This is a genomic window from Okeania sp., from assembly GCF_035285525.1.
GTDB lineage: Bacteria > Cyanobacteriota > Cyanobacteriia > Cyanobacteriales > Microcoleaceae > Trichodesmium.
Map to the genome: position 1 here is coordinate 1 of NZ_JAYKGW010000054.1, position 19,632 is coordinate 19,632.

A 19,632-nucleotide genomic window follows, 5' to 3' on the forward strand; every position below is an offset into this window, starting at 1 on the left:
ACAGCAGTTCCACAACCTGTAGTCCAGGAAACAGCAGTTCCACAACCTGTAGTCCAGGAAACAGCAGTTCCACAACCTGTAGTCCAGGAAACAGCAGTTCCACAACCTGTAGTCCAGGAAACAGTTCCACAACCTGTAGTCCAGGAAACAGCAGTTCCACAACCTGTAGTCCAGGAAACAGCAGTTCCACAACCTGTAGTCCAGGAAACAGTTCCACAAACAACAGTATCCACAAGTATTGTGGAAGAAATGGCAGGAAAAACAGTAGAAAAAGCAGTAGTAATTACTAACCGTAGAAATAATCAACCCCAACCACAAACAGTGAAACTTTATAATCCCTCTCTGCTGATGAGACCTCGCTATGAACCTGCGGATGTAATTTCTGCGGAACGAGATTCATCATTAGTTGATTGGTTGGAATCATCAGGCAGAATGTTACCTAGAGATCCTGTTGAATCAGAAAAATATACAGAAGAGGAAGAAGAAATCTCAGATTTGATAGCTGTAGATGACAATTTTAATGATGATGATGTATTGGATGACAATGCAGACGAGTCAGGTTAATAAAGATTTTTGATAAATGAAAAAAAACTTCAGTTACTAGCTGATTTTTCCTAATTTATCTATTAAATTTAAACTTGAAAAAAGTGTGTGTGTGGAGGAAGTTTTTTATGGAAAATAAATTGACATTAAGGAATTCTATAAGCTTATCTGGACAAAACTTATTATTGGGTTTGGGTGTAGGGTTAATTTCCTTTGCCCTGATTTTAGATGGTATGGCTAATAGGGTTTTTGCTATCAAGTCTCTGAGTTTACCCTTAATTATTTGTGGTTTATTAACTGTAAGCTTAGGATATTGGACTATACCTATACTTAGAAACTTAAAAGCTGGACAAATAATCCGAGAGGATGGCCCTCAAGCTCATCTGAAAAAAGCAGGGACTCCAACTATGGGAGGTATATTTTTTGTACCAGTGGGAGTAGCGATCGCTCTGGTATTATCGAGATTTTCTCCAGATGTAGTAGCTGTATCTTTACTTACCCTAGCTTATGGTTTTATTGGTTGGTTAGATGATTGGCAAATTTTACGACGCAAGTCAAATAAAGGAATATCCCCAAGAATGAAACTGGTCTTGCAGATTACTTTTGCTAGTTTATTCTGTGGGTGGTTAGCATGGAGTCAACCTAGCACTATTACTAATATTGCTTTACCTTTTGGTCTACAGCTACCTTTGGGATTGTTATTTTGGCCTTTGGCAGGTTTTGTTTTGGTTGCTGAAAGTAATGCGACAAATCTTACTGATGGTGTTGATGGGTTAATGGGGGGGTTAGGAGCGATCGCTTTTTTCGGATTAGGAGCTTATTTGGCCCCTACTTCTCCAGAGCTAATGATTTTCTGTGCTTGTATGAGTGGTAGTTGTCTAGGTTTTGTGGTTCATAATCGTAATCCGGCTAAAGTGTTTATGGGTGATACAGGTTCTTTAGCTTTGGGTGGTGGTCTAGGAGCAGTTGGTTTATTAACTAATTCTCTCTGGGTGCTTTTTCTGATTAGTGGAGTTTTCTTAATTGAAACTCTTTCTGTTATTGCTCAAGTAAGTTACTACAAAGCAACAAAAGGAACTGATGGAGTAGGGAAACGGTTATTTAAAATGGCTCCTTTTCACCATCATTTGGAATTATCGGGTTGGTTAGAAACTCAAGTAGTAGGAACTTTTTATTTAGTTACTTCAATTTTGACTGGGTTGTGCTTATTACAATAGACATCTCCTCCAAATGAGGGAACAGGGAACACTAGATATGTGGAAACAGGAAGAAAAAATTGATAATTTATGGATAAGAATTGATTTGATTTTTCATTTTTGGAAATGTCTAATAAAGAAGGAAGTCATTTCAGTTATCAATACCTCTGGCTATTTGCGCAGCATTCCGCAGGAAACCCAGAGGCTTGAGATGCTGAATTTAATTTTTTTTCATCTTCTTGAAAGGGGAGGCGCATACCTAATTTTTTGATAAGGAATAGGGAGAAATAAATAATTAATTAATTGATGATTTATCTCCGATAATTGATTTGATTTTTTCAGTGCATAAGCAAAATTAATTATATATTCTGTTGATTCTCTTTTATCCTTTCCCTATTCCCTCTATTAACTAAGAAATTAATTTGATACGACTACTTATAATGGAAGATATTTAATAGTCGTTGAAATTTACGAATTTCTTAAATTGGAAAAATGACAAAAGTTTCAGTAATTATACCAATTTATAATGGTGAAAAAGACTTACCAGACTTGATAGAATGTCTGCAAGCGCAAACCTATCCTACCGAAGAAGTAGAATATTTATTAGTAGATAATAAGAGCAGCGATCGTAGCATTTCTATTATTCAAAAAGCAGCAGAGTCAAAGGAAATTATGATTCGCCCACTGACAGAAAATCAGATTCAAAGTTCTTATGCTGCTCGTAATGCTGGTATTCGAGTAGCTCATAGCGAAATACTTGCTTTTACTGATGGAGACTGTCGCCCTCAACCCCAATGGTTAGAAAATTTAATTCAGCCATTTATTGACCCTAATGTTGGTATTGTAGTCGGAGAAATACTGGCTTTACCTGGTAATAGTATATTAGAAAAATACGCCGATAAACAAGAGACTCTTTCCCAAAAACATACTTTAGCTCATCCATTTTTTCCTTATGGTCAAACTGCTAATGTAGCTATTAGAAAACAAGCATTTGTAGAAGTAGGATTATTTCGTCCTTACTTAACAACAGGTGGAGATGCTGATATTTGTTGGCGAATTTTAAGAGAAACATCTTATCAGTTTAAATTTGCCGAAAAAGCGATAGTTAAACATAGACATCGTTCAACTTGGAAAGATTTACAAAGTCAATGGCATAGGTATGGAAAGTCGAATAAATATTTACATGAACTCCACGGTGTTGATTTAATGAAAGAGTTAAAAACTAAAGAATATGTTTATCGTTTAAGTAGGTGGTTATTGAAAGAATTACCCTTAACTACGGTCAAATTAATGTCAGGTAAAGCAGAATTAGTAGAGTTATTTAATACTCCTATTAGTTTGCTAAATGGTAGAGCCAGATTTAGGGGTCAAAAAGAAGCGAAATTATCAGCAGAAGCACGAATGATTGAGAGAATTTAGTTTAAAAATATACATACAAATTAATAAAAATATTTTGGTAAGCATTTAGCTGTTCGCAATCAGCTAATACCTGAATGCTCTTACCACATTACAGCAGTTTTCATTTCGGTGAACCACAGTAGGGACGCCCTTATGCAACGTCCCTACTGGATTTTGATTATGGGGATGTACGCAAAGAAACCCGGTTTCTACGAAAAACCGGGTTTCTGGGTTCAGTTCAAACCACAAGATGTTGTTGATAAACACAGTTTCTGCGTAAGTCCTGAAAAAATTAATTGCAAATTTGGTATGATCGCTTTCTTAAATTAGTTTAGATAAGCGATCGCTTTTTTTAAGGTAGGGAGTAGGGAGTAGGGAGTTAACCCACCCCTAACCCCTCCCAGGAGGGGAAGTCAGGAGAAATAGGAGTTATAGAGCAATACGGTTGAGTTAAGACGAAAACTCTTAATGATATGGAACCATTCTATCAGCTTTTCAGACTACAAAACTGCCCAAAAAATCCTTAACTGAAACTTACTGAGTTATAGAGGAGGTAGAAGTAAGAATAGTCTCTTAACCCCTATAGTGAAAAGCTGAATACTAATAGCTAATAACTAATACCATTTCTCAAAAAGTTTTCTACATTTGATTGAGCAGGGTAGGGAGGTTAGCATTTTTTTTATGCAACTTTCGTACGGGAGTAAGGGAGAGAGGGAGAAGTAAAAACAAGAAAAATTCACATTAACTTAGCTAAAATTGGCAAAAAATAATTTGATTTTTGATAATTTAGTTAATAACTGAAGTATTGCCCAAATATAGCATTAAAGCATGGGAATTGGTATAAAATCTCAAATATTAAGAAATAAAAATTATCCAATATCTTTCCTAGTTTTTTACTTTTAATAACTATTCTAGAAACTGTAACCAAATTCTACTATTTAGAAGCCCTAACCGTATCTTTGGAAACGGTGCGGATTTTTGGCAAAGAAGTCAGGTATTAAGCCACCCCTAATCTTTCCCAAGAGGGAAAGTCAGGAGAACGATAAATATAAAGATAGTTCTATCTCCCCATCTCCCTATTCCGCCACCTAATTTTATATATCCGGTTAGGGGTTCTATACTTAAAAGCTGATAGCTGAATACGAATAGCTAATAACTAATTTAAGACTGTAAATTCTTGAAAATTTTATCTGCCAAAAAGCCAATAGATTTCCCTACCTGCTTCTTTAAACGCCATCTTTGAAAAGCTTTTTCATAATCTTCTCCTTTAACTTGAAAAGTTTTCCAAGCATCCAAAGCTAACCATAATCCCCACAATAATAAAATTGGTAAAGACCAAGAAAGACTATGAGTAGTAACTAAATTAAGCAGCACTAAAAATGAATTAACAATGGCATATTTAATAGCACTTTCCTTTAACTTTTCTTGGCGAACTTGATTAAAAACAAGTTTTTCTTCCAGCTCGTTCCGTTGAGCTAGCCATTTCTGTTCTGCTGCTAATAATTCTTCAGGAGAAATACCCATTTCCTGGGCAATTTCTAATACTTGCGCTTTTGTAAGTTCGCCAGCTTCAGAGCGATTTGCTAAAGCAAGTTGCAGAATTTGCTGAACATCATCTTGAGCATAAGTTACGGTAATTTTGTTCTCTGGATTTGTCATTTTAGTTATCAATTATAATTAGGGTTTGCTGAATTATTTATCAAAGTATTTATAGATAAAGATTTGAACAATTTTAGGTACTGAAAAAGTACCAGATTTTTTGGTTGATAGAGCAGAAAAAGTGAGCTTAAAAGGGGTCTACTAAATAAATCTACAAACCATTTTCATAGTTTTAAGTAAAACTCTAAATTAAAAGTATGCAAAGACACTAATTAAATGATATGTTAAGATGGCGGATATAGTTAAATCATCTAGTTAAAGGGAGATGTGATTGATTATGAATAGGCAAAATTTTAAGTCTTGGGGACTTTTAGCTTTAGCAATATCTCCAATAATAGTAACTTTTTCAGGGTGGCAGTTGGCAAAAGCACAGTTAACCCCAGAAATGCTCATCAGTGTAAACTTTCCGCAATCAGGGACAAGAGAACCTTCAGGTCAAACCAGTGGTGGAGGTAGTCGTGGTCCTGGAGACTGTGCTTCTGTTATAACCAACTTGACAGCTCTAATGCCAGGAGATGATAATGCTGGCACCACAACTGTTAGTAATCCGAAATTTTTTGTGTATCTTCCTCAACATCAAGTCAAATCAGCACAATTTGAAATAAAGTATAAATCAGGTGAAAGTGTCTATTCTAAAGACTTAGATATTTCTAACACTTCTGGTATTGTGAAACTGAGTTTACCAGAAAATGTCAGTCTGAAAACAAACCAAGAATATTCTTGGTCATTTTCCGTAATTTGCGATAGTGATACAGGTGATAGCAGTGCTAACAGATACGTTGAGGGAACTATCACCAAGGTAGAAATAAGTCCAGAGTTAGAAAAAAGCTTAAAAAATGCCACTCCCTTAGAACAAGCAGCAATATATGCAAAAGCCAGAATTTGGAATGAGACAATAGCTACTTTGGCTGAGTTACGAAATTGTCACCCTGGAGAATGGGAAGAATTATTGACATCAGTAGGACTACAAAAACTTGCTTCTGAACCATTTGCATCCTGCTGTCAACTAGAAGAAGAATAAATAGAATTAGCTGTCATAAGCTAGTAAATTGATTGAGAGCAGTATAACTTTGACTTGATGGTAAAGTTGGATTAACTATTAGACATCTCCAAAAAATCAAAATATAATCAATTATTATCCAGAAATAATCAATTACTGCTGTTAATTATCAAAAAAAGAGGTATAAAGCCTCCCCTTGTTCGGGGATGAAAAAATTTTAACTCAATATTTCAAGCCTCCGACTTTAGTCGGAGGTTAACTGATAACTGATAACTGAAATGACCCTCTGTTCCCTCTTCCCTGTTCCCTCTTTTTTGGAGATGTCTACTTGTTTTTTTTTGAAAGTGGTTAATAACCGATGCTATGGAATAAATTGACTTATTTTTTTAATCAATGGTATGGTGTTTGGATTACGGCACCTAGCATTACAGGTTTGGTAATCCTAATACGTTTTATGGGGTTGCTACAATTTTGGGAATGGGGAGCTTATGATGTCTATATGCGAATGCGACCCTTAGAAAATCCAGACAATAGAATTGCTATTGTCGGTATTAATGAAGATGATGTCAGAGCAATTGGACAACCAATTTTTCCCGATGCTATTTATGCTAAATTGCTGAAAAAATTGAAAGCAATGGAGCCGAAAGTTATTGGTTTAGATATTTATCGAGATTTACCTGTAGAACCTGGTCATCAGGAACTATTAGAAGTTTTTGAGTCTACCTCCAATTTAGTTGGGATTAAAAAGGTAGTCGGAGAAAGACAAAAAGATGTGATAGAAGCAGCACCAACTTTAGAAAATAATAATCAGGCAGGTTCTAACGATTTAAAAGTAGACTCAGATGAAAGAGTTCGACGAGGTTATTTATTTGTCACCCTGGAAAATGGGGAAAATGTCTGGAGTTTTGCTTCTCATATTGTTGTGCGATATTTAGAAAATTTTGATATTAGTCTAGAGAAAATTGATGATGACAAATTTCAACTAGGGAAGACTATACTAGAACCATTTGAAGCTAATGATGGTGGATATGTACACGCAGATGCAGGTGGTTATCAAATTTTTTTAAACTACCGGGGTCCTAGTCGCTATTTTGAAACTGTTTCCCTCATGGATATTCTTGAAGATAGAGTGCCTAATGATTGGGGACGCGATCGCATTATTTTGATTGGTGCGGTCAGTGAAAGTTTTAATGATTTATTCCCTACTCCCTACAGTAGTACCTTAACCAAAATATTGGAACCGATGAGTGGAGTTGAAATTCATGCTAACCTCATCAGTCAACTAATTAACTCTGCTATTGATGGTCGTTCCATGATTAGGAGTTGGGGGGAACCATTAGAGTGGATATGGATTTTATTTTGGTCTGGAATAGGAGCAGCAACAACTTGGAGATGGCGAACTACTGGTGGAGTGAGTTATTTTTCTATCTGGAAAGTAGTTGCTATGTTTGTTGCGGGTGGAGTTTTACTTGCTAGCACTTATATTGCTTTTTTGTGGAGTTGGTGGTTGCCTATTGTTCCCGCGTTTTTAGGTATGACAACATCAGCAGTTGTGATTACAGCTTACATTGCTCGCACTGCTCAAAATATTCGCCAAACTTTCGGTCGTTATTTAACTGATGAAGTAGTGGCTACTTTATTAGAAAGTCCCGAAGGATTAAAATTAGGAGGGGAGCGTCGAAAAATAACTATTTTAACTTCTGATTTAAGAGGTTTTACTGCCACCTCAGAACGTTTACCACCAGAAGAAGTTGTGAAAATTCTTAACTTTTATTTGGGATATATGGCAGATGTTATTACTAAGCATCAGGGAACAATTGATGAGTTTATGGGAGATGGAATATTAGTTTTATTTGGTGCCCCTATTACTAGAAACAACGATCCCACCAGAGCAGTTGCTTGTGCAGTTGATATGCAGTTAGCAATGGCACCTGTAAATAAACAAATGAAAGAGTGGGGTTTACCACCTTTAGAAATGGGAATTGGGATTAATACAGGGGAGGTTGTTGTTGGTAATATTGGTTCTTTGAAGCGGACAAAATATGGTGTTGTTGGTAGTCAAGTAAATTTAACTTATCGAATAGAATCTTATACTACTGGGGGGCAAATTTTAATATCGGGAACGACTTTAAAAGAGGTAGGGTCAATAATAGAAATTAATGGTGAAAAAGAGGTAATGCCAAAGGGAGTTAAAAAGCAAATTACTATTTACGATGTTGGTGGTATTCGTGGTAAATATAATTTATTTTTGAGGAAAGAAGAGGAAATATATTTACCACTAAAAGAAGAAATATTGTTACATTATATAGTTTTAGATGGGAAAAATGTTGGTAATTTGGTCCAGAATGGAAGTTTAGTCAAACTATCAGCAAAAGAGGCAGAAATTCATGGTGAAAAAGGGGAGGAAGATATACCAGGAGCTTTGATGAATATTAAATTAAATTTGTTGTGGGATGGAAAAGAAAGTGAAGATGTTTATGGTAAAGTTTTAGAGAAAAAAGGAGAAAATGGTAATTTTTATATTAAATTTACAGCTAAACCGCCAGATGTTGCGGCCAAGTTAGAATCTTTGTATAAGTCATTGCAAAGTAATAGCAACCCTTAAGGCAGTTAGGACGTATCAAAAGCCTAAAACATAGACAAAGCCTGATTTTTCCTTCTGCCTTCTGCCTTCTGCCTTCTGCTATAGTGTGTATTTCCAGAGCCGAAAAATCAATAAGATTGTAATAAATTATGCCTGCTAAAGATATTTTCCATGATGCTGTCAAAAATGCTTTAATTAAAGAAAATTGGACTATCACTAACGATCCTCTTTACTTAGAATTTGGTGGAGTTGATTTGTATGTCGATTTAGGAGCTGAAAGAATTGTTGGCGCTGAAAAAGATGGAAGAAAAATTGCTGTTGAAATTAAAAGTTTTATTCGACGATCTCTAATTTCAGAGTTTCATAATGCTTTGGGGCAATTTATTAACTACCGAATGATATTAAAAAGAATTGAACCGGAAAGAGTTCTGTATTTAGCTGTTTCTGAAGATACTTATGAAGCTTTTTTTACCCTTGTATTTACTCAAGTAGCAGTTACAGAAAATCAGATAAAATTAATTGTATATAATCCTGTAAATGAGGTAATTGTGCAATGGAAAAATTAATCAAATATAGGAATTATATCAAAAATATTATTAATGAATATAGTCAATATAAACCATCTTATGGAGATATCGAAGTACAAGTTGTTTTTGATGAAGAAAGAGACCATTATCAACTTCTAAATGTAGGTTGGCATGGCAATAGACGAGTACGGGGTTGTGTATTGCAAATAGATATTAAAAATGAAAAAATCTGGATACAACATGATGGTACAGAAATTGGTATTGCTAATGAATTATTAGATTTAGGAGTACCAAAATCAGATATTATTCTAGCTTTTCTTGCACCTTACAAACGACAATATTCAGGTTTTGCTGTGTCGTAAATAAAAAAGAAGTTTGTAGGTTGGGTTGAGGCAGGAAACCCAACAGTAGAATTTATGAAGTCGTGAAGAATAAAGAAGTTTGTAGGTTGGGTTGAGGCAGGAAACCCAACAGTTCTACAAATCCCTATTCCTCTGGGGGGCGGGTTTACCCAACTTATCGGTGAAGACTCGTTAACTAACTTATGAAACCCGCCCCTACAAAGCCTGATTTCCTACACAATTTTAGCTGCAATGTTGGTTATGGCTCCAGTGGTTCATCGAGAGTGAAAAGCGCTGTAAATAATTTGTCAAAAAAAACAGTAGGGGTTTGGTTTCCCAATCCAATTTTTTGCTTGGTTCGGAAACTAAACCCCTACGATAATAATCTTACAACCTATTCCGGATTTATTGACCTAATTATTGTCTGGCAAACGGCCAAGTTTAGTTGATAAACCCAGTTTCTGGGTAAGCCATAATTTTATCATACTTTTGATGTATTGATAAATACCAAAGTATTAATAAGTTTCAACGTGCCAACGATCTTCCTTCTTCAACTGCTTCCGATACTCATCCCAATTAACATCAAACTGACTGGTAACAGCAGACATTCCTTCATCAATGCCACCTTCCATACCTTTTAAACCACAAATGTAAGTGTGAGTACTTGGCTTTTGAATCTCTTTCCACAACTCTTCAGCTTCTTCTTGAATTCTATGCTGAATATACATTTTGCCACCGTCTTTATTCTTTTGTTCCCGACTAATCGCATAAGTTACACGGAAGTTGTCAGGGAATTGACGTTGCAACTCTTCTAACTCTTCATAGTAAAGAATATTAGGAGTATAAGGACAACCGAAGAATAGCCAAGCTAAACCTTTGAATTGATAATCAGGATTTTGTTCTCTTTCCTTAAACATCCGCCAGATGAAAGCACGGAAAGGAGCAATTCCAGTACCTGTAGCAATCATAATAATAGTTGCATCTTCATCATTAGGTAACAACATTTCCTTACCTACAGGACCAGTAATAGCTACATCAGCACCTTCTTCCAAAGCACATAAATAAGAAGAACATACACCATAAATTCTCTCACCTGTTTCTGGGTGATTATATTCTAAACGACGTACACACAAAGACACTGTTTGATCGTTCAGATCGTCACCGTGGCGAGTAGAAGCGATAGAATAAAGTCTTAACTTATGAGGTTTACCCTTAGCATCTGTTCCTGGTGGAATAATACCAATACTTTGACCTTCTAAATACTTTAGATCGCTACCAGAAAGGTCAAATTTTAAGTGACGGACTGTACCATCACCACCCTCACGCACCAATTCTTCATTAGAGAGACACTTACCCATGAAAGGATTTTTAGGGCGATAAGTATTGACAGGAACATCCTTCTTATCTATATGAGGTTTAGCCTGAGTCATGGATTTAGTTTGTTCTCCTGTGTTAGTTGTTTCAGCTTGAGCTTCAGGATGTTCACCCAAAGTTTTGATGCTGATAATTTTGCCTCCCATCCGTGAAATTCTTCGCATTTCTTGATTCATGCTAGTATAAGGTACTGTAATATAAACAGTCCCACTGTTACGGATAGGGTTATTTAACTTGTCAGTAGCTTCAGTCTGACATAGACCTTTTACTTCATAAACAAAAGTACGACTACCGTATTCTGTGTTTGTTTTTACACCAAATCCCATCTTAGTTCTTATTGTTTGCTTCTACATATTAGATAGAGTATACTGTCTCGTCGGCATTTAAGTATTTCTTTAAATGATTTTTACTATTGGCCAATACAGAATTATTTTTTCCCTCTTGAGTTGAGCTATTCAGTATTAATACGCTTAGTATGTTAATTAGGGTTTGTTGATAAAACCTAAAAGCGTTGATAAATAGAGGTTTTAGCCTTTTTATGCCGAAAAAAGTACCTGATTTTGAGTCCCAAATGCTCAAAGAGTGAAGTATTTCGGTAAGATTTGGGCAAAGGATAATTTTTCTGAGTACCTTCTCTATAACTCCCTATTATTCTTGATTCTTCACTACTCCCTACTCCCTACTCCCTGCCAAGGGCAAAAAGACTTTATTTTTACACAATCAATATATATAGATGAAGCTTTTATTTTCTTTGATCCTTGTAGGGAATATCCCACTCTGATATGATATTTTACAAAAGTTAGTAATAAAGACTTAGAGTCAATAGCTTCAAGGTTTGTCCAAGACTCCAAGGTGAAGAGGTTGTTCCCACATTATTATAATGTAGCAAATCAATCCTCTCCAGCCAACTCGTTTTATTTGGACCAAATTTGTGAGACTTATCTATTGATTTAGCTAACTTCCCTAGAAAGCCTTAATTCTCTGATTTATAGAGATGTGTTGGCAAAAGTGGCTGAAATTGATTTTTAAATTATAGATATAGTCTGGGTTTAAGAGTGAGAAAACTTAAAAGACTCGAGATATGCTGAGGAATTTGTCCTGGACTTACTAAGAAGCTAGACTTACCCAAAAAAAACTATGGGATAGGGTCAGTCAACTTTAGTTTTGTATTAGAGGAAACCTATTGTGAAAAAACCAGATAAAGTAGTATTAATTGGAGTTGCTGGAGATTCTGGATGCGGAAAATCTACTTTTTTGCGCCGAATTACAGATGTATTTGGAGAAGATTTCGTTACAGTTATCTGCCTGGACGACTACCATAGTCTAGACCGTAAGCAACGTAAAGCAACAGGAATTACTGCTCTCGACCCCAGGGCCAATAATTTTGACCTCATGTATGAGCAAATTAAAGCTCTCAAGGAAGGTGAATCTATTGATAAGCCAATTTATAACCACGAAACTGGGGAAATTGACCCACCAGAAAAAATTCACCCTAATCATATTATTGTGATTGAGGGCCTTCATCCTCTATATGACGAGCGTGTACGAGAATTACTTGATTTTAGCGTCTATCTAGATATTAGTGACGAAGTTAAAATTGCTTGGAAAATCAAGCGCGATATGGCAGAAAGAGGCCACCGTTATGAGGATGTACTTGCTTCTATTAATGCCCGTCGTCCAGATTTTGAAGCCTATATTGACCCACAAAAGGCTCATGCAGATGTGGTAATTCAAATTTTGCCTACTCAACTAATTCCTGATGACAAAGAACATAAGGTTCTAAGGGTTCGCTTGATTCAACGTGAAGGTGTTGAAGGTTTTGAGCCAGTTTATCTATTTGACGAAGGGTCTACTATTAACTGGATTCCTTGTGGACGTAAACTCACTTGTTCTTATCCAGGAATTAAGATGTATTATGGCCCAGACGCATATTATGGCAATGAAGTTTCCATATTAGAAGTAGATGGTAACTTTGATAACCTCGAAGAAATGATTTACGTTGAAGGACATCTCAGCAATACTTCTACTAAATACTATGGTGAAATGACCCATGCAATGATGAACCACCAAGATTATCCAGGTTCTAATAATGGTAGTGGATTGTTCCAAGTTTTAGTCGGTCTGAAAATGCGTGCCACTTATGAGCGTTTGACTTCTACAAATGTAGATGGAAAAGTAGCAGCAGCAGTTTCCTAATTATTAAGGGGCAAATTTTCTCAAGTCAATAGGGGTGAATGGCCATTTGCCCCTTAATTGTTTGTCATTTTTGAGGATTTTTGAGAACTTTGGGCCAGAAAAAGTAGAAATTTCTCTCGAAATATTACAAACTATTAAGGAAATAATGAGAAAGTGAACAAAATGCCTCAAAATACTTGCAAGAGGTAGTTATGTTAGAAGGCATAAGTCCTTTCTATCACTAACTCATTTTTTAAAGTCCGGTCAGAAATTCTACATTCTTTTCTTTTGTCAAAAAAGAATGTCAGAATGAAAGCCATAATAAAAAAAATACAGGGGGACGACATGACCTCTGTGTGAAAAACGATTTCAATATAATATATTGAGTCGAAGAATCTGATGTTGTTCACTATGGACAACGTTGGGAATATGTCAAACAACCTTTTACCTTAACTCTGTGGGAATCAAACATGAGTATTGTTACTAAATCAATTGTTAATGCAGATGCTGAGGCTCGTTATTTGAGTCCCGGTGAATTAGACCGAATCAAATCTTTTGTTACTACTGGAGCGCGTCGTGTGAAGATTGCTCAAATTATGAGTGAATCTCGCGAGCGAATCATTAAGGAAGCTGGTAATCAACTATTCCAAAAGCGTCCTGATGTTGTTTCTCCAGGTGGTAATGCTTACGGTGAAGAAATGACTGCTACTTGCTTACGCGACCTTGATTATTATTTACGTCTAATTTCTTACGGTATCGTAGCTGGTGATGTTACTCCTATTGAGGAGATTGGACTTGTAGGTGTTCGTGAAATGTACAAGTCTTTAGGAACTCCTATTGAAGCTGTAGCTGAAGGTGTTCGTTGCATGAAGAATGTAGCTGCTAGTCTTTTAACTGGTGAAGATGCTGCCGAAGCTGCTACTTACTTTGACTATGTTATCGGTGTTATGGGTTAAGGCTAAATATTTTTTGGGTGTTAGATAAAATTTGATGAGACTAGAAGGTTTTAATAATTTAGAACTTTGTCAAATATCAAGTTTAAATCTATGATTTAACATCTAAAGCTATTGCCTTTACTTATCCAATAATTTTCAAGATTCAGCAATTTTTAAGGAAATCAATCAAAAATGCAAGACGCAATTACTGCCGTAATCAATTCTTCTGACGTTCAAGGTAAATACCTTGATGCTAGCGCTCTAGACAAACTCAGTGCTTACTTTGCTACAGGTGAACTAAGAGTTGGAGCTGCAACTGCTATTAGTGCTAATGCTGCAACTATTGTTAAAGAAGCTGTAGCTAAGGCTCTACTTTATTCTGATATTACTCGTCCTGGTGGTAATATGTACACTACTCGTCGTTATGCTGCTTGCATCCGCGACTTAGATTATTATCTCCGTTATGCTACCTATGCAATGTTAGCAGGCGATGCTTCTATCTTAGATGAGCGCGTATTAAATGGTTTGAAAGAAACTTACAATTCTTTAGGTGTACCTATCGGTGCAACTGTACAAGCTATCCAAGCAATGAAGGAAGTTACTGCTGGTTTAGTTGGCCCTGATGCTGGTAAGGAAATGGGTGTTTACTTCGACTACATCTGCTCCGGTTTAAGCTAATTTGGCAATCAGTAACAAGAGAATAAAAGAGTAAGTTTTCTCTTTTGTTTGAACTGATTTTGTATTTCGAGGCCAGGGAAACCGAGAGTGAGTGTTAGATTACCAAGGGCTTATTGAATAAATTTAATTGATAAGTTTTAGTGAACTAGCATTGATTCTACGGCTCCCGGCCTTAGAAATTTTTTAATTTGAGATTTGAAACTAAAGCGATCGCGCAATTAAATAATTTAGATTTTAAGTTACGGTAGGGAACAGGGAAGACTTAACTGGGAACAGGGAAGAGGGGAAACTTTCAAATGTTGGGTTTCACTATAATACTCTTTGCTTTTTTAGTTAACTTGATTCTGTGAATATAACAACTTTTATAACACTACCAAAATTGCTTAATAATTAAATTCAACTGTTTGGTTTAAATTTTTTACAAAGCACTTCAGTAAAATCCTCATCAATATTTAGGAGAAATTTGTAACATGAGAATGTTTAAGATTACTGCTTGCGTTCCTAGTCAAACTCGGATTCGTACTCAACGAGAATTACAAAATACTTTCTTTACTAAGCTTGTTCCTTATGATAGCTGGTTCCGGGAACAGCAAAGAATTATGAAAATGGGTGGTAAGATTGTTAAGGTAGAGTTGGCTACTGGTAAGCAAGGTGTAAATACTGGGTTATTATAAAATTAGAATTTTCAAACATAGTCATTCGATAGAGGTCTTATTGGCCTCTTTTTTTATATGTTTTTTAGGGAGTAGGGAATCTGAGGACTGAATGCTGACCAGCTAATTTTATAGGACTTACGCAAAGAAACCCGGTACGAGCGTAGAAACCGGGTTTCTGGGTTCAGTTTAAACCAGGAGATTTTGTTGATAAATCCAGTTTCTGCGTAAGTCCTGTTTGAGTTATTGACTAACTGATTTGCGACCTAATACTAAAAAAGTAGTACCATTATTCCAAATTCCTTCTGGTGTAGTGAACTTTTCTAATTCTAGTTCAAATTCAGCTTTCATTTGTTCTATTTTTTCTGTAGAAAGTTTTGTAAATGGATGAGGATTATTATTTACTGGAGAAGGATAATAAACTAAATTCCACTTTTTTTTCGCCTCTTCTAAACTGCGATAACTACCATGAGTTTCTGTTTTAACAAAAATTACTTCTAAGTTTGCCTGTCTCAATAAATTATCGTATTTTTCAATGGTATTGACTGTATTTGATAATTGGAAAAAATCAATATTTATGCCATGATTTTCCAAAATTTTTTTCAAAACAATTATATTTGTAAAACCTGTTTCAGCTATACTATGAAGACCGATGAAACCTCCAGGTTTGAGAAATTTTGACCACAAACGTAAAGTAGCTTCTTTATTTATCATTAGGGGAAAAGCATTAGCACACAAGATCAGATCGAAACTGTTATCTGGAAAGTTTATATTTTCTCCATCTGCTAACTGAAATTCAATATTTTTGAGTTTTAATGCTGTAGCTTTTTCTCTAGCTTTTTCAATCATTTTAGTAGAAATATCTACCCCCACAACTAAACCAGAATTACCTAATAATTGAGCAACTTCAATAGCGACATGACCTGTTCCAGTGGCAATATCTAAAACTTGATTTCCTGGTTTAATTTCTACAGATTCAACTAAACGATGGGTAATTTGCGGAAGCCATTGATTTTGGTCGTAATTTTGGCTGCGATCGTTGTCATAAACTTCAGCTAATTTTTGTTTGTATGGATCTAGTTTTAGTTTCATATTTAAGGAAGAAGGAGGAAGGAAGAAGGAGGAAGGAAGAAGGAGGAAGATAAGAACATGAGTCTATAGACTTATATCTTCATTAATAGATAATGAATAGTAAATATTTGTAACACAAGCATCCTGCTTGTAACAGCCGAGAAGGCTGTGTTACTGTAACACAAGCATCCTGCTTGTAACAGCCTGGAAGGCTGTGTTACACTAGATAGAAATTAATCCTCAAAAGTGCCGTAATATGTAAGTTGCATTTTTTCAAACTCTATGTTAGAAGATAATTACCTTATCTCTAATAATTAAAACTTTTATTAGTTAAATTTCTAAAAAAAATTTAGAATATTTTTATTATCTATAATTTGCACTATAAACGATTAAATCTCTATGAAATATTCCGCGTCTACATCTACTAAAAAATCATTAAAAGCTAAACAAAATAAAGCTGAAAATTCACACTCTGCTAATGAAGATTACAGTCAAATTGAGATTAGCAAACTGTCAGAAATGATGCAGCGTTATGTAGAAGTTAAACATCAATATCCCCACGCTCTTTTGCTGTTTCGAGTAGGTGATTTTTTTGAATGTTTTTTTCAGGATGCTGTCACGATCGCTCAAGAATTAGAATTAGTGCAAACGAGTAAACACGCTGGTAAGGAAGTTGGTAGAGTGCCGATGACTGGAGTACCTCATCATGCGGTGGAAAGATATGCAGCGATGTTGGTTGAAAAAGGTTATCCAGTGGTAGTTTGCGATCAAGTAGAAGATTCTGCTATTGCTGCTAAAGAAAACCGTCAAGTGAAGCGGGAAATTACTCGTATTCTCACACCGGGTACTTTGACTGACGACGGAATGTTGAAACCTCGCTACAATAATTATTTGGCAGCAGTAGTGGTTGCCAAAAATTATTGGGGTCTTGCTTACACTGATATTTCTACGGGGGAGTTTCTGACTACGCAAACCCAAGGTTTCGACTTACTTACTCAAGAGTTAATGCGTTTGCAACCGTCGGAAGTATTATTTCCTACTAACGCACCGGATATTGGTTGCATGTTACGACCTGGGGAAAAGTCAGAACATTTGCCAGAATTTTTGCCTAATTCTTTTTGTTATTCCCTGCGTCCGCAACAACCTTTTACTTTGGGGGAAGCAAAGGAAAGACTTTTACTAAAATTTCAACTGACATCTCTGGAAGGTATTGGTTGTGAACATATTCCTCTGGGGGTGCGAGCAGCGGGGGGGTTGTTGGAATATTTGGAGGAAACTCAAAAGGAAAATCAAGTTCCTCTGCAACGTTTGCGTAGTTATACTTTGGCAGATTTTTTGATTCTCGATCACCAGACTCGCCGGAATTTGGAAATTACGCAAACGGTGAGAGATGGTAGTTATCATGGTTCGTTGTTATCGGCGATCGATAAGACTAGCACTGCGATGGGGGGTCGTGCTTTGCGACGGTGGTTGTTGCAACCACTTTTGAGTTTAAAGGGTATTCGTGCTAGACATGATACTATTGATGAATTAATCAGTAATAATGATTTGCGTCAAGATATCCAAAGAATATTGCGACAAATTTATGATTTGGAACGTTTGACGGGGCGGACTGGTGCTGGTACTGCTAATGCTAGAGATTTAGTTTTTTTAGCTGATTCTTTGACGAAACTTCCGAAACTTTCTACTTTAGCATCTGAGGGTAATTCTCCTTATTTAAAAGTATTGCAAAGTCTACCTCCTATTTTACCAAAGTTGGGGGATAAAATTCATAGTTTTTTAGTTGAATCTCCTCCTCAACATTTAAAGGAAGGTGGGTTGATTCGTGCTGGTGTAAATGTTCAATTAGATGAAATGAAGGAGTTAGCTGAAGAGGACCAAAAATGGATTGCTAATTTGGAAGTTACGGAGAGAGAAAGAACGGGAATTGCTAATTTAAAGGTTGGTTATAATAAGGCTTTTGGTTATTATATTAGTATTTCTAAATCGAAGGCAAATTTGGCTCCGGATGATTATACTCGGAAGCAAACTTTGACGAATGAGGAGCGTTATATTACTGAGGAATTAAAGGAAAGAGAGGTGAGAATTTTAACGGCGCGGGATGATTTGAATCAGTTGGAATATGATATTTTTGTTGCTTTGAGAAATGAGGTTGGAGAATACGCTGAGGAGATTAGAAATATTTCTAGAGCAGTAGCTGCTATTGATGTTTTGGCTGGTTTGGCAGAGGTGGCAATTTATCAAAATTATGTTCGTCCGGCGATGGTTGATAGTAGAGAATTGAAAATTATTGAGGGTAGGCATCCGGTGGTAGAGAAGTATTTACCTGCTGGTTTTTTTGTGCCGAATACTACTATTTTAGGAAGTGGAAATTTAGAGGAAAATGATGGGGGAATTAATGCTCATTCTGCACCGGATTTAATAATATTAACTGGTCCGAATGCTAGTGGAAAAAGTTGTTATTTACGGCAGGTAGGATTGATTCAATTAATGGCACAAACTGGGAGTTTTGTTCCGGCGAGTTCTGCTGTTTTAGGGGTGAGTGATCGGATATTTACTCGTGTAGGAGCTGTGGATGATTTAGCAACTGGTCAATCTACTTTTATGGTGGAGATGAATGAGACGGCAAATATATTGAATCATGCTACGGAAAAGTCTTTAGTTTTGTTGGATGAAATTGGTAGAGGAACGGCAACTTTTGATGGAATTTCTATTGCTTGGTCTGTGGCGGAGTATTTGGCAACGGAAATAAAATCTCGGACAATTTTTGCTACTCATTATCACGAGTTAAATGAACTTTCTTCGATTTTGGATAATGTGGCAAATTATCAGGTAACGGTGAAGGAGTTGCCGGATAAGATTGTTTTTTTGCATCAAGTACAACCAGGGGGAGCGGATAAGTCTTATGGTATTGAAGCGGGGAGGTTAGCGGGTTTGCCGGATTCGGTTATTGCGCGAGCGAGACAGGTAATGGGGGAGATTGAGAAGCATAGTAAGATAGCTCTTGGTTTAAGGAAGGGTGTTGAGAAAAAGGAGGAGGAAGAGGTGGTAGAGGAGGTGAAAGAAGAGGTGAAAGAGGAGGTGATAACTTTGGAGCAGTTAGATATTTTTAGTGAGGAGTTTGGGGATAGTTTATTGTGAGGGAATAGCTCGCAGGGGTTATGGCACGGATATACGGATTAACAGTTGAGAAAATTATGGGTAAGTTGAAGTTAATGAAGACCTCTCCCCCGACCCCTCTCCTGCAAGGAGAGGGGAGAATCTTTCCCCCCCTTCCCTCGCAGGGAAGGGGGTTGGGGGGTTAGGTTTTTTCACCTATTAACACTTGAGAAATTTCTGGGTAAGTTGGAGTTAATAAAGACCTCTCCCCCAACCCCTCTCCTGCAAGGAGAGGGGAGAATCTTTCCCCCCCTTCCCTCGCAGGGAAGGGGGTTGGGGGGTTAGGTTTTTTCACCTATTAACACTTGAGAAATTTCTGGGTAAGTTGGAGTTAATAAA

General features: G+C 36.4%; 15 protein-coding genes. 12 read left to right on the top strand and 3 right to left on the bottom strand.

The window, feature by feature from the left end; genetic code table 11:
• The 3 genes from VKJ25_RS05755 to VKJ25_RS05765 all read left to right on the top strand — a co-directional run.
• The coding region (locus VKJ25_RS05755) for a DUF3134 domain-containing protein (RefSeq protein WP_324235669.1) at positions 1-564 on the top strand (564 nt) is incomplete at its 5' end.
• A 107-nt stretch (positions 565-671) separates the two neighbouring features.
• Positions 672-1,760, top strand: a complete 1,089-nt coding sequence (gene mraY, locus VKJ25_RS05760; protein WP_324235670.1) for a phospho-N-acetylmuramoyl-pentapeptide-transferase — start codon at positions 672-674, stop codon at positions 1,758-1,760.
• Between the two features lie 471 nt (positions 1,761-2,231).
• Positions 2,232-3,158, top strand: a complete 927-nt coding sequence (locus tag VKJ25_RS05765) for a glycosyltransferase family 2 protein (protein WP_324235671.1) — start codon at positions 2,232-2,234, stop codon at positions 3,156-3,158.
• Positions 3,159-4,298: 1,140 nt separating this feature from the next.
• Here VKJ25_RS05765 and VKJ25_RS05770 read toward each other — a convergent pair.
• On the bottom strand, positions 4,299-4,796 hold the full coding sequence (locus VKJ25_RS05770) for a 2TM domain-containing protein (protein ID WP_324235672.1): 498 nt from the start codon (positions 4,794-4,796) through the stop codon (positions 4,299-4,301).
• 277 nt (positions 4,797-5,073) lie between these two features.
• Here VKJ25_RS05770 and VKJ25_RS05775 point away from each other — a divergent pair, with 277 nt between their 5' ends.
• From VKJ25_RS05775 to VKJ25_RS05790, 4 genes are all read left to right on the top strand, one after another.
• Positions 5,074-5,817 carry a DUF928 domain-containing protein gene (locus VKJ25_RS05775; RefSeq protein ID WP_324235673.1) on the top strand — a complete coding sequence of 248 codons (744 nt, stop codon included), beginning with the start codon at positions 5,074-5,076 and terminating at the stop codon, positions 5,815-5,817.
• Positions 5,818-6,154: 337 nt separating this feature from the next.
• Positions 6,155-8,401 (top strand): CHASE2 domain-containing protein, encoded by a 2,247-nt coding sequence (locus tag VKJ25_RS05780; protein ID WP_324235674.1) that lies wholly within the window; start codon positions 6,155-6,157, stop codon positions 8,399-8,401.
• A 128-nt stretch (positions 8,402-8,529) separates the two neighbouring features.
• On the top strand, positions 8,530-8,946 hold the full coding sequence (locus VKJ25_RS05785) for a XisH family protein (protein ID WP_324235675.1): 417 nt from the start codon (positions 8,530-8,532) through the stop codon (positions 8,944-8,946).
• The gene (locus VKJ25_RS05790) at positions 8,934-9,269 is read left to right on the top strand and encodes a XisI protein (protein ID WP_324235676.1); all 336 of its coding nucleotides are present in this window, start codon (positions 8,934-8,936) and stop codon (positions 9,267-9,269) included. The genes VKJ25_RS05785 and VKJ25_RS05790 overlap by 13 nt, the downstream gene beginning before the upstream one ends.
• A 494-nt stretch (positions 9,270-9,763) precedes the next feature.
• Here VKJ25_RS05790 and petH read toward each other — a convergent pair whose 3' ends face one another.
• Complete coding sequence (gene petH / locus VKJ25_RS05795) at positions 9,764-10,948, bottom strand: bifunctional rod-capping linker CpcD/ferredoxin--NADP reductase PetH (protein ID WP_324235677.1); 1,185 nt, start codon at positions 10,946-10,948, stop codon at positions 9,764-9,766.
• An 856-nt stretch (positions 10,949-11,804) separates the two neighbouring features.
• Here petH and VKJ25_RS05800 point away from each other — a divergent pair.
• The 4 genes from VKJ25_RS05800 (at position 11,805) to VKJ25_RS05815 (ending at position 15,084) form a co-directional block, all read left to right on the top strand.
• Positions 11,805-12,818 (top strand): phosphoribulokinase, encoded by a 1,014-nt coding sequence (locus VKJ25_RS05800; protein WP_324235683.1) that lies wholly within the window; start codon positions 11,805-11,807, stop codon positions 12,816-12,818.
• Between the two features lie 449 nt (positions 12,819-13,267).
• On the top strand, positions 13,268-13,753 hold the full coding sequence (locus tag VKJ25_RS05805; protein ID WP_324235678.1) for an allophycocyanin subunit alpha: 486 nt from the start codon (positions 13,268-13,270) through the stop codon (positions 13,751-13,753).
• Positions 13,754-13,924: 171 nt separating this feature from the next.
• Complete coding sequence (apcB, locus tag VKJ25_RS05810) at positions 13,925-14,410, top strand: allophycocyanin subunit beta (protein WP_324235679.1); 486 nt, start codon at positions 13,925-13,927, stop codon at positions 14,408-14,410.
• A 470-nt stretch (positions 14,411-14,880) separates the two neighbouring features.
• On the top strand, positions 14,881-15,084 hold the full coding sequence (locus tag VKJ25_RS05815) for a phycobilisome linker polypeptide (RefSeq protein WP_324235680.1): 204 nt from the start codon (positions 14,881-14,883) through the stop codon (positions 15,082-15,084).
• A gap of 222 nt (positions 15,085-15,306) precedes the next feature.
• Here the strand turns inward: VKJ25_RS05815 and VKJ25_RS05820 are convergent, their stop codons facing one another.
• Complete coding sequence (locus VKJ25_RS05820; RefSeq protein ID WP_324235681.1) at positions 15,307-16,155, bottom strand: class I SAM-dependent methyltransferase; 849 nt, start codon at positions 16,153-16,155, stop codon at positions 15,307-15,309.
• A 378-nt stretch (positions 16,156-16,533) separates the two neighbouring features.
• Between VKJ25_RS05820 and mutS the strand changes: the two genes are divergently transcribed.
• Positions 16,534-19,275 carry a DNA mismatch repair protein MutS gene (gene mutS, locus VKJ25_RS05825; protein ID WP_324235682.1) on the top strand — a complete coding sequence of 914 codons (2,742 nt, stop codon included), beginning with the start codon at positions 16,534-16,536 and terminating at the stop codon, positions 19,273-19,275.
• Positions 19,276-19,632 lie beyond the last annotated feature (357 nt).

What these genes read in the sequence shown, in the direction of transcription:
- VKJ25_RS05770 (WP_324235672.1), bottom strand. Translation starts at nt 4,796, where the DNA reads ATGACAAATCCAGAGAACAAAATTACCGTAACTTATGCTCAAGATGAT.
- VKJ25_RS05805 (WP_324235678.1), top strand. Translation starts at nt 13,268, where the DNA reads ATGAGTATTGTTACTAAATCAATTGTTAATGCAGATGCTGAGGCTCGT.
- VKJ25_RS05820 (WP_324235681.1), bottom strand. Translation starts at nt 16,155, where the DNA reads ATGAAACTAAAACTAGATCCATACAAACAAAAATTAGCTGAAGTTTAT.
- VKJ25_RS05790 (WP_324235676.1), top strand. Translation starts at nt 8,934, where the DNA reads ATGGAAAAATTAATCAAATATAGGAATTATATCAAAAATATTATTAAT.
- VKJ25_RS05815 (WP_324235680.1), top strand. Translation starts at nt 14,881, where the DNA reads ATGAGAATGTTTAAGATTACTGCTTGCGTTCCTAGTCAAACTCGGATT.
- mutS (WP_324235682.1), top strand. Translation starts at nt 16,534, where the DNA reads ATGAAATATTCCGCGTCTACATCTACTAAAAAATCATTAAAAGCTAAA.
- VKJ25_RS05780 (WP_324235674.1), top strand. Translation starts at nt 6,155, where the DNA reads ATGCTATGGAATAAATTGACTTATTTTTTTAATCAATGGTATGGTGTT.
- petH (WP_324235677.1), bottom strand. Translation starts at nt 10,948, where the DNA reads ATGGGATTTGGTGTAAAAACAAACACAGAATACGGTAGTCGTACTTTT.
- mraY (WP_324235670.1), top strand. Translation starts at nt 672, where the DNA reads ATGGAAAATAAATTGACATTAAGGAATTCTATAAGCTTATCTGGACAA.
- VKJ25_RS05765 (WP_324235671.1), top strand. Translation starts at nt 2,232, where the DNA reads ATGACAAAAGTTTCAGTAATTATACCAATTTATAATGGTGAAAAAGAC.
- apcB (WP_324235679.1), top strand. Translation starts at nt 13,925, where the DNA reads ATGCAAGACGCAATTACTGCCGTAATCAATTCTTCTGACGTTCAAGGT.
- VKJ25_RS05785 (WP_324235675.1), top strand. Translation starts at nt 8,530, where the DNA reads ATGCCTGCTAAAGATATTTTCCATGATGCTGTCAAAAATGCTTTAATT.
- VKJ25_RS05775 (WP_324235673.1), top strand. Translation starts at nt 5,074, where the DNA reads ATGAATAGGCAAAATTTTAAGTCTTGGGGACTTTTAGCTTTAGCAATA.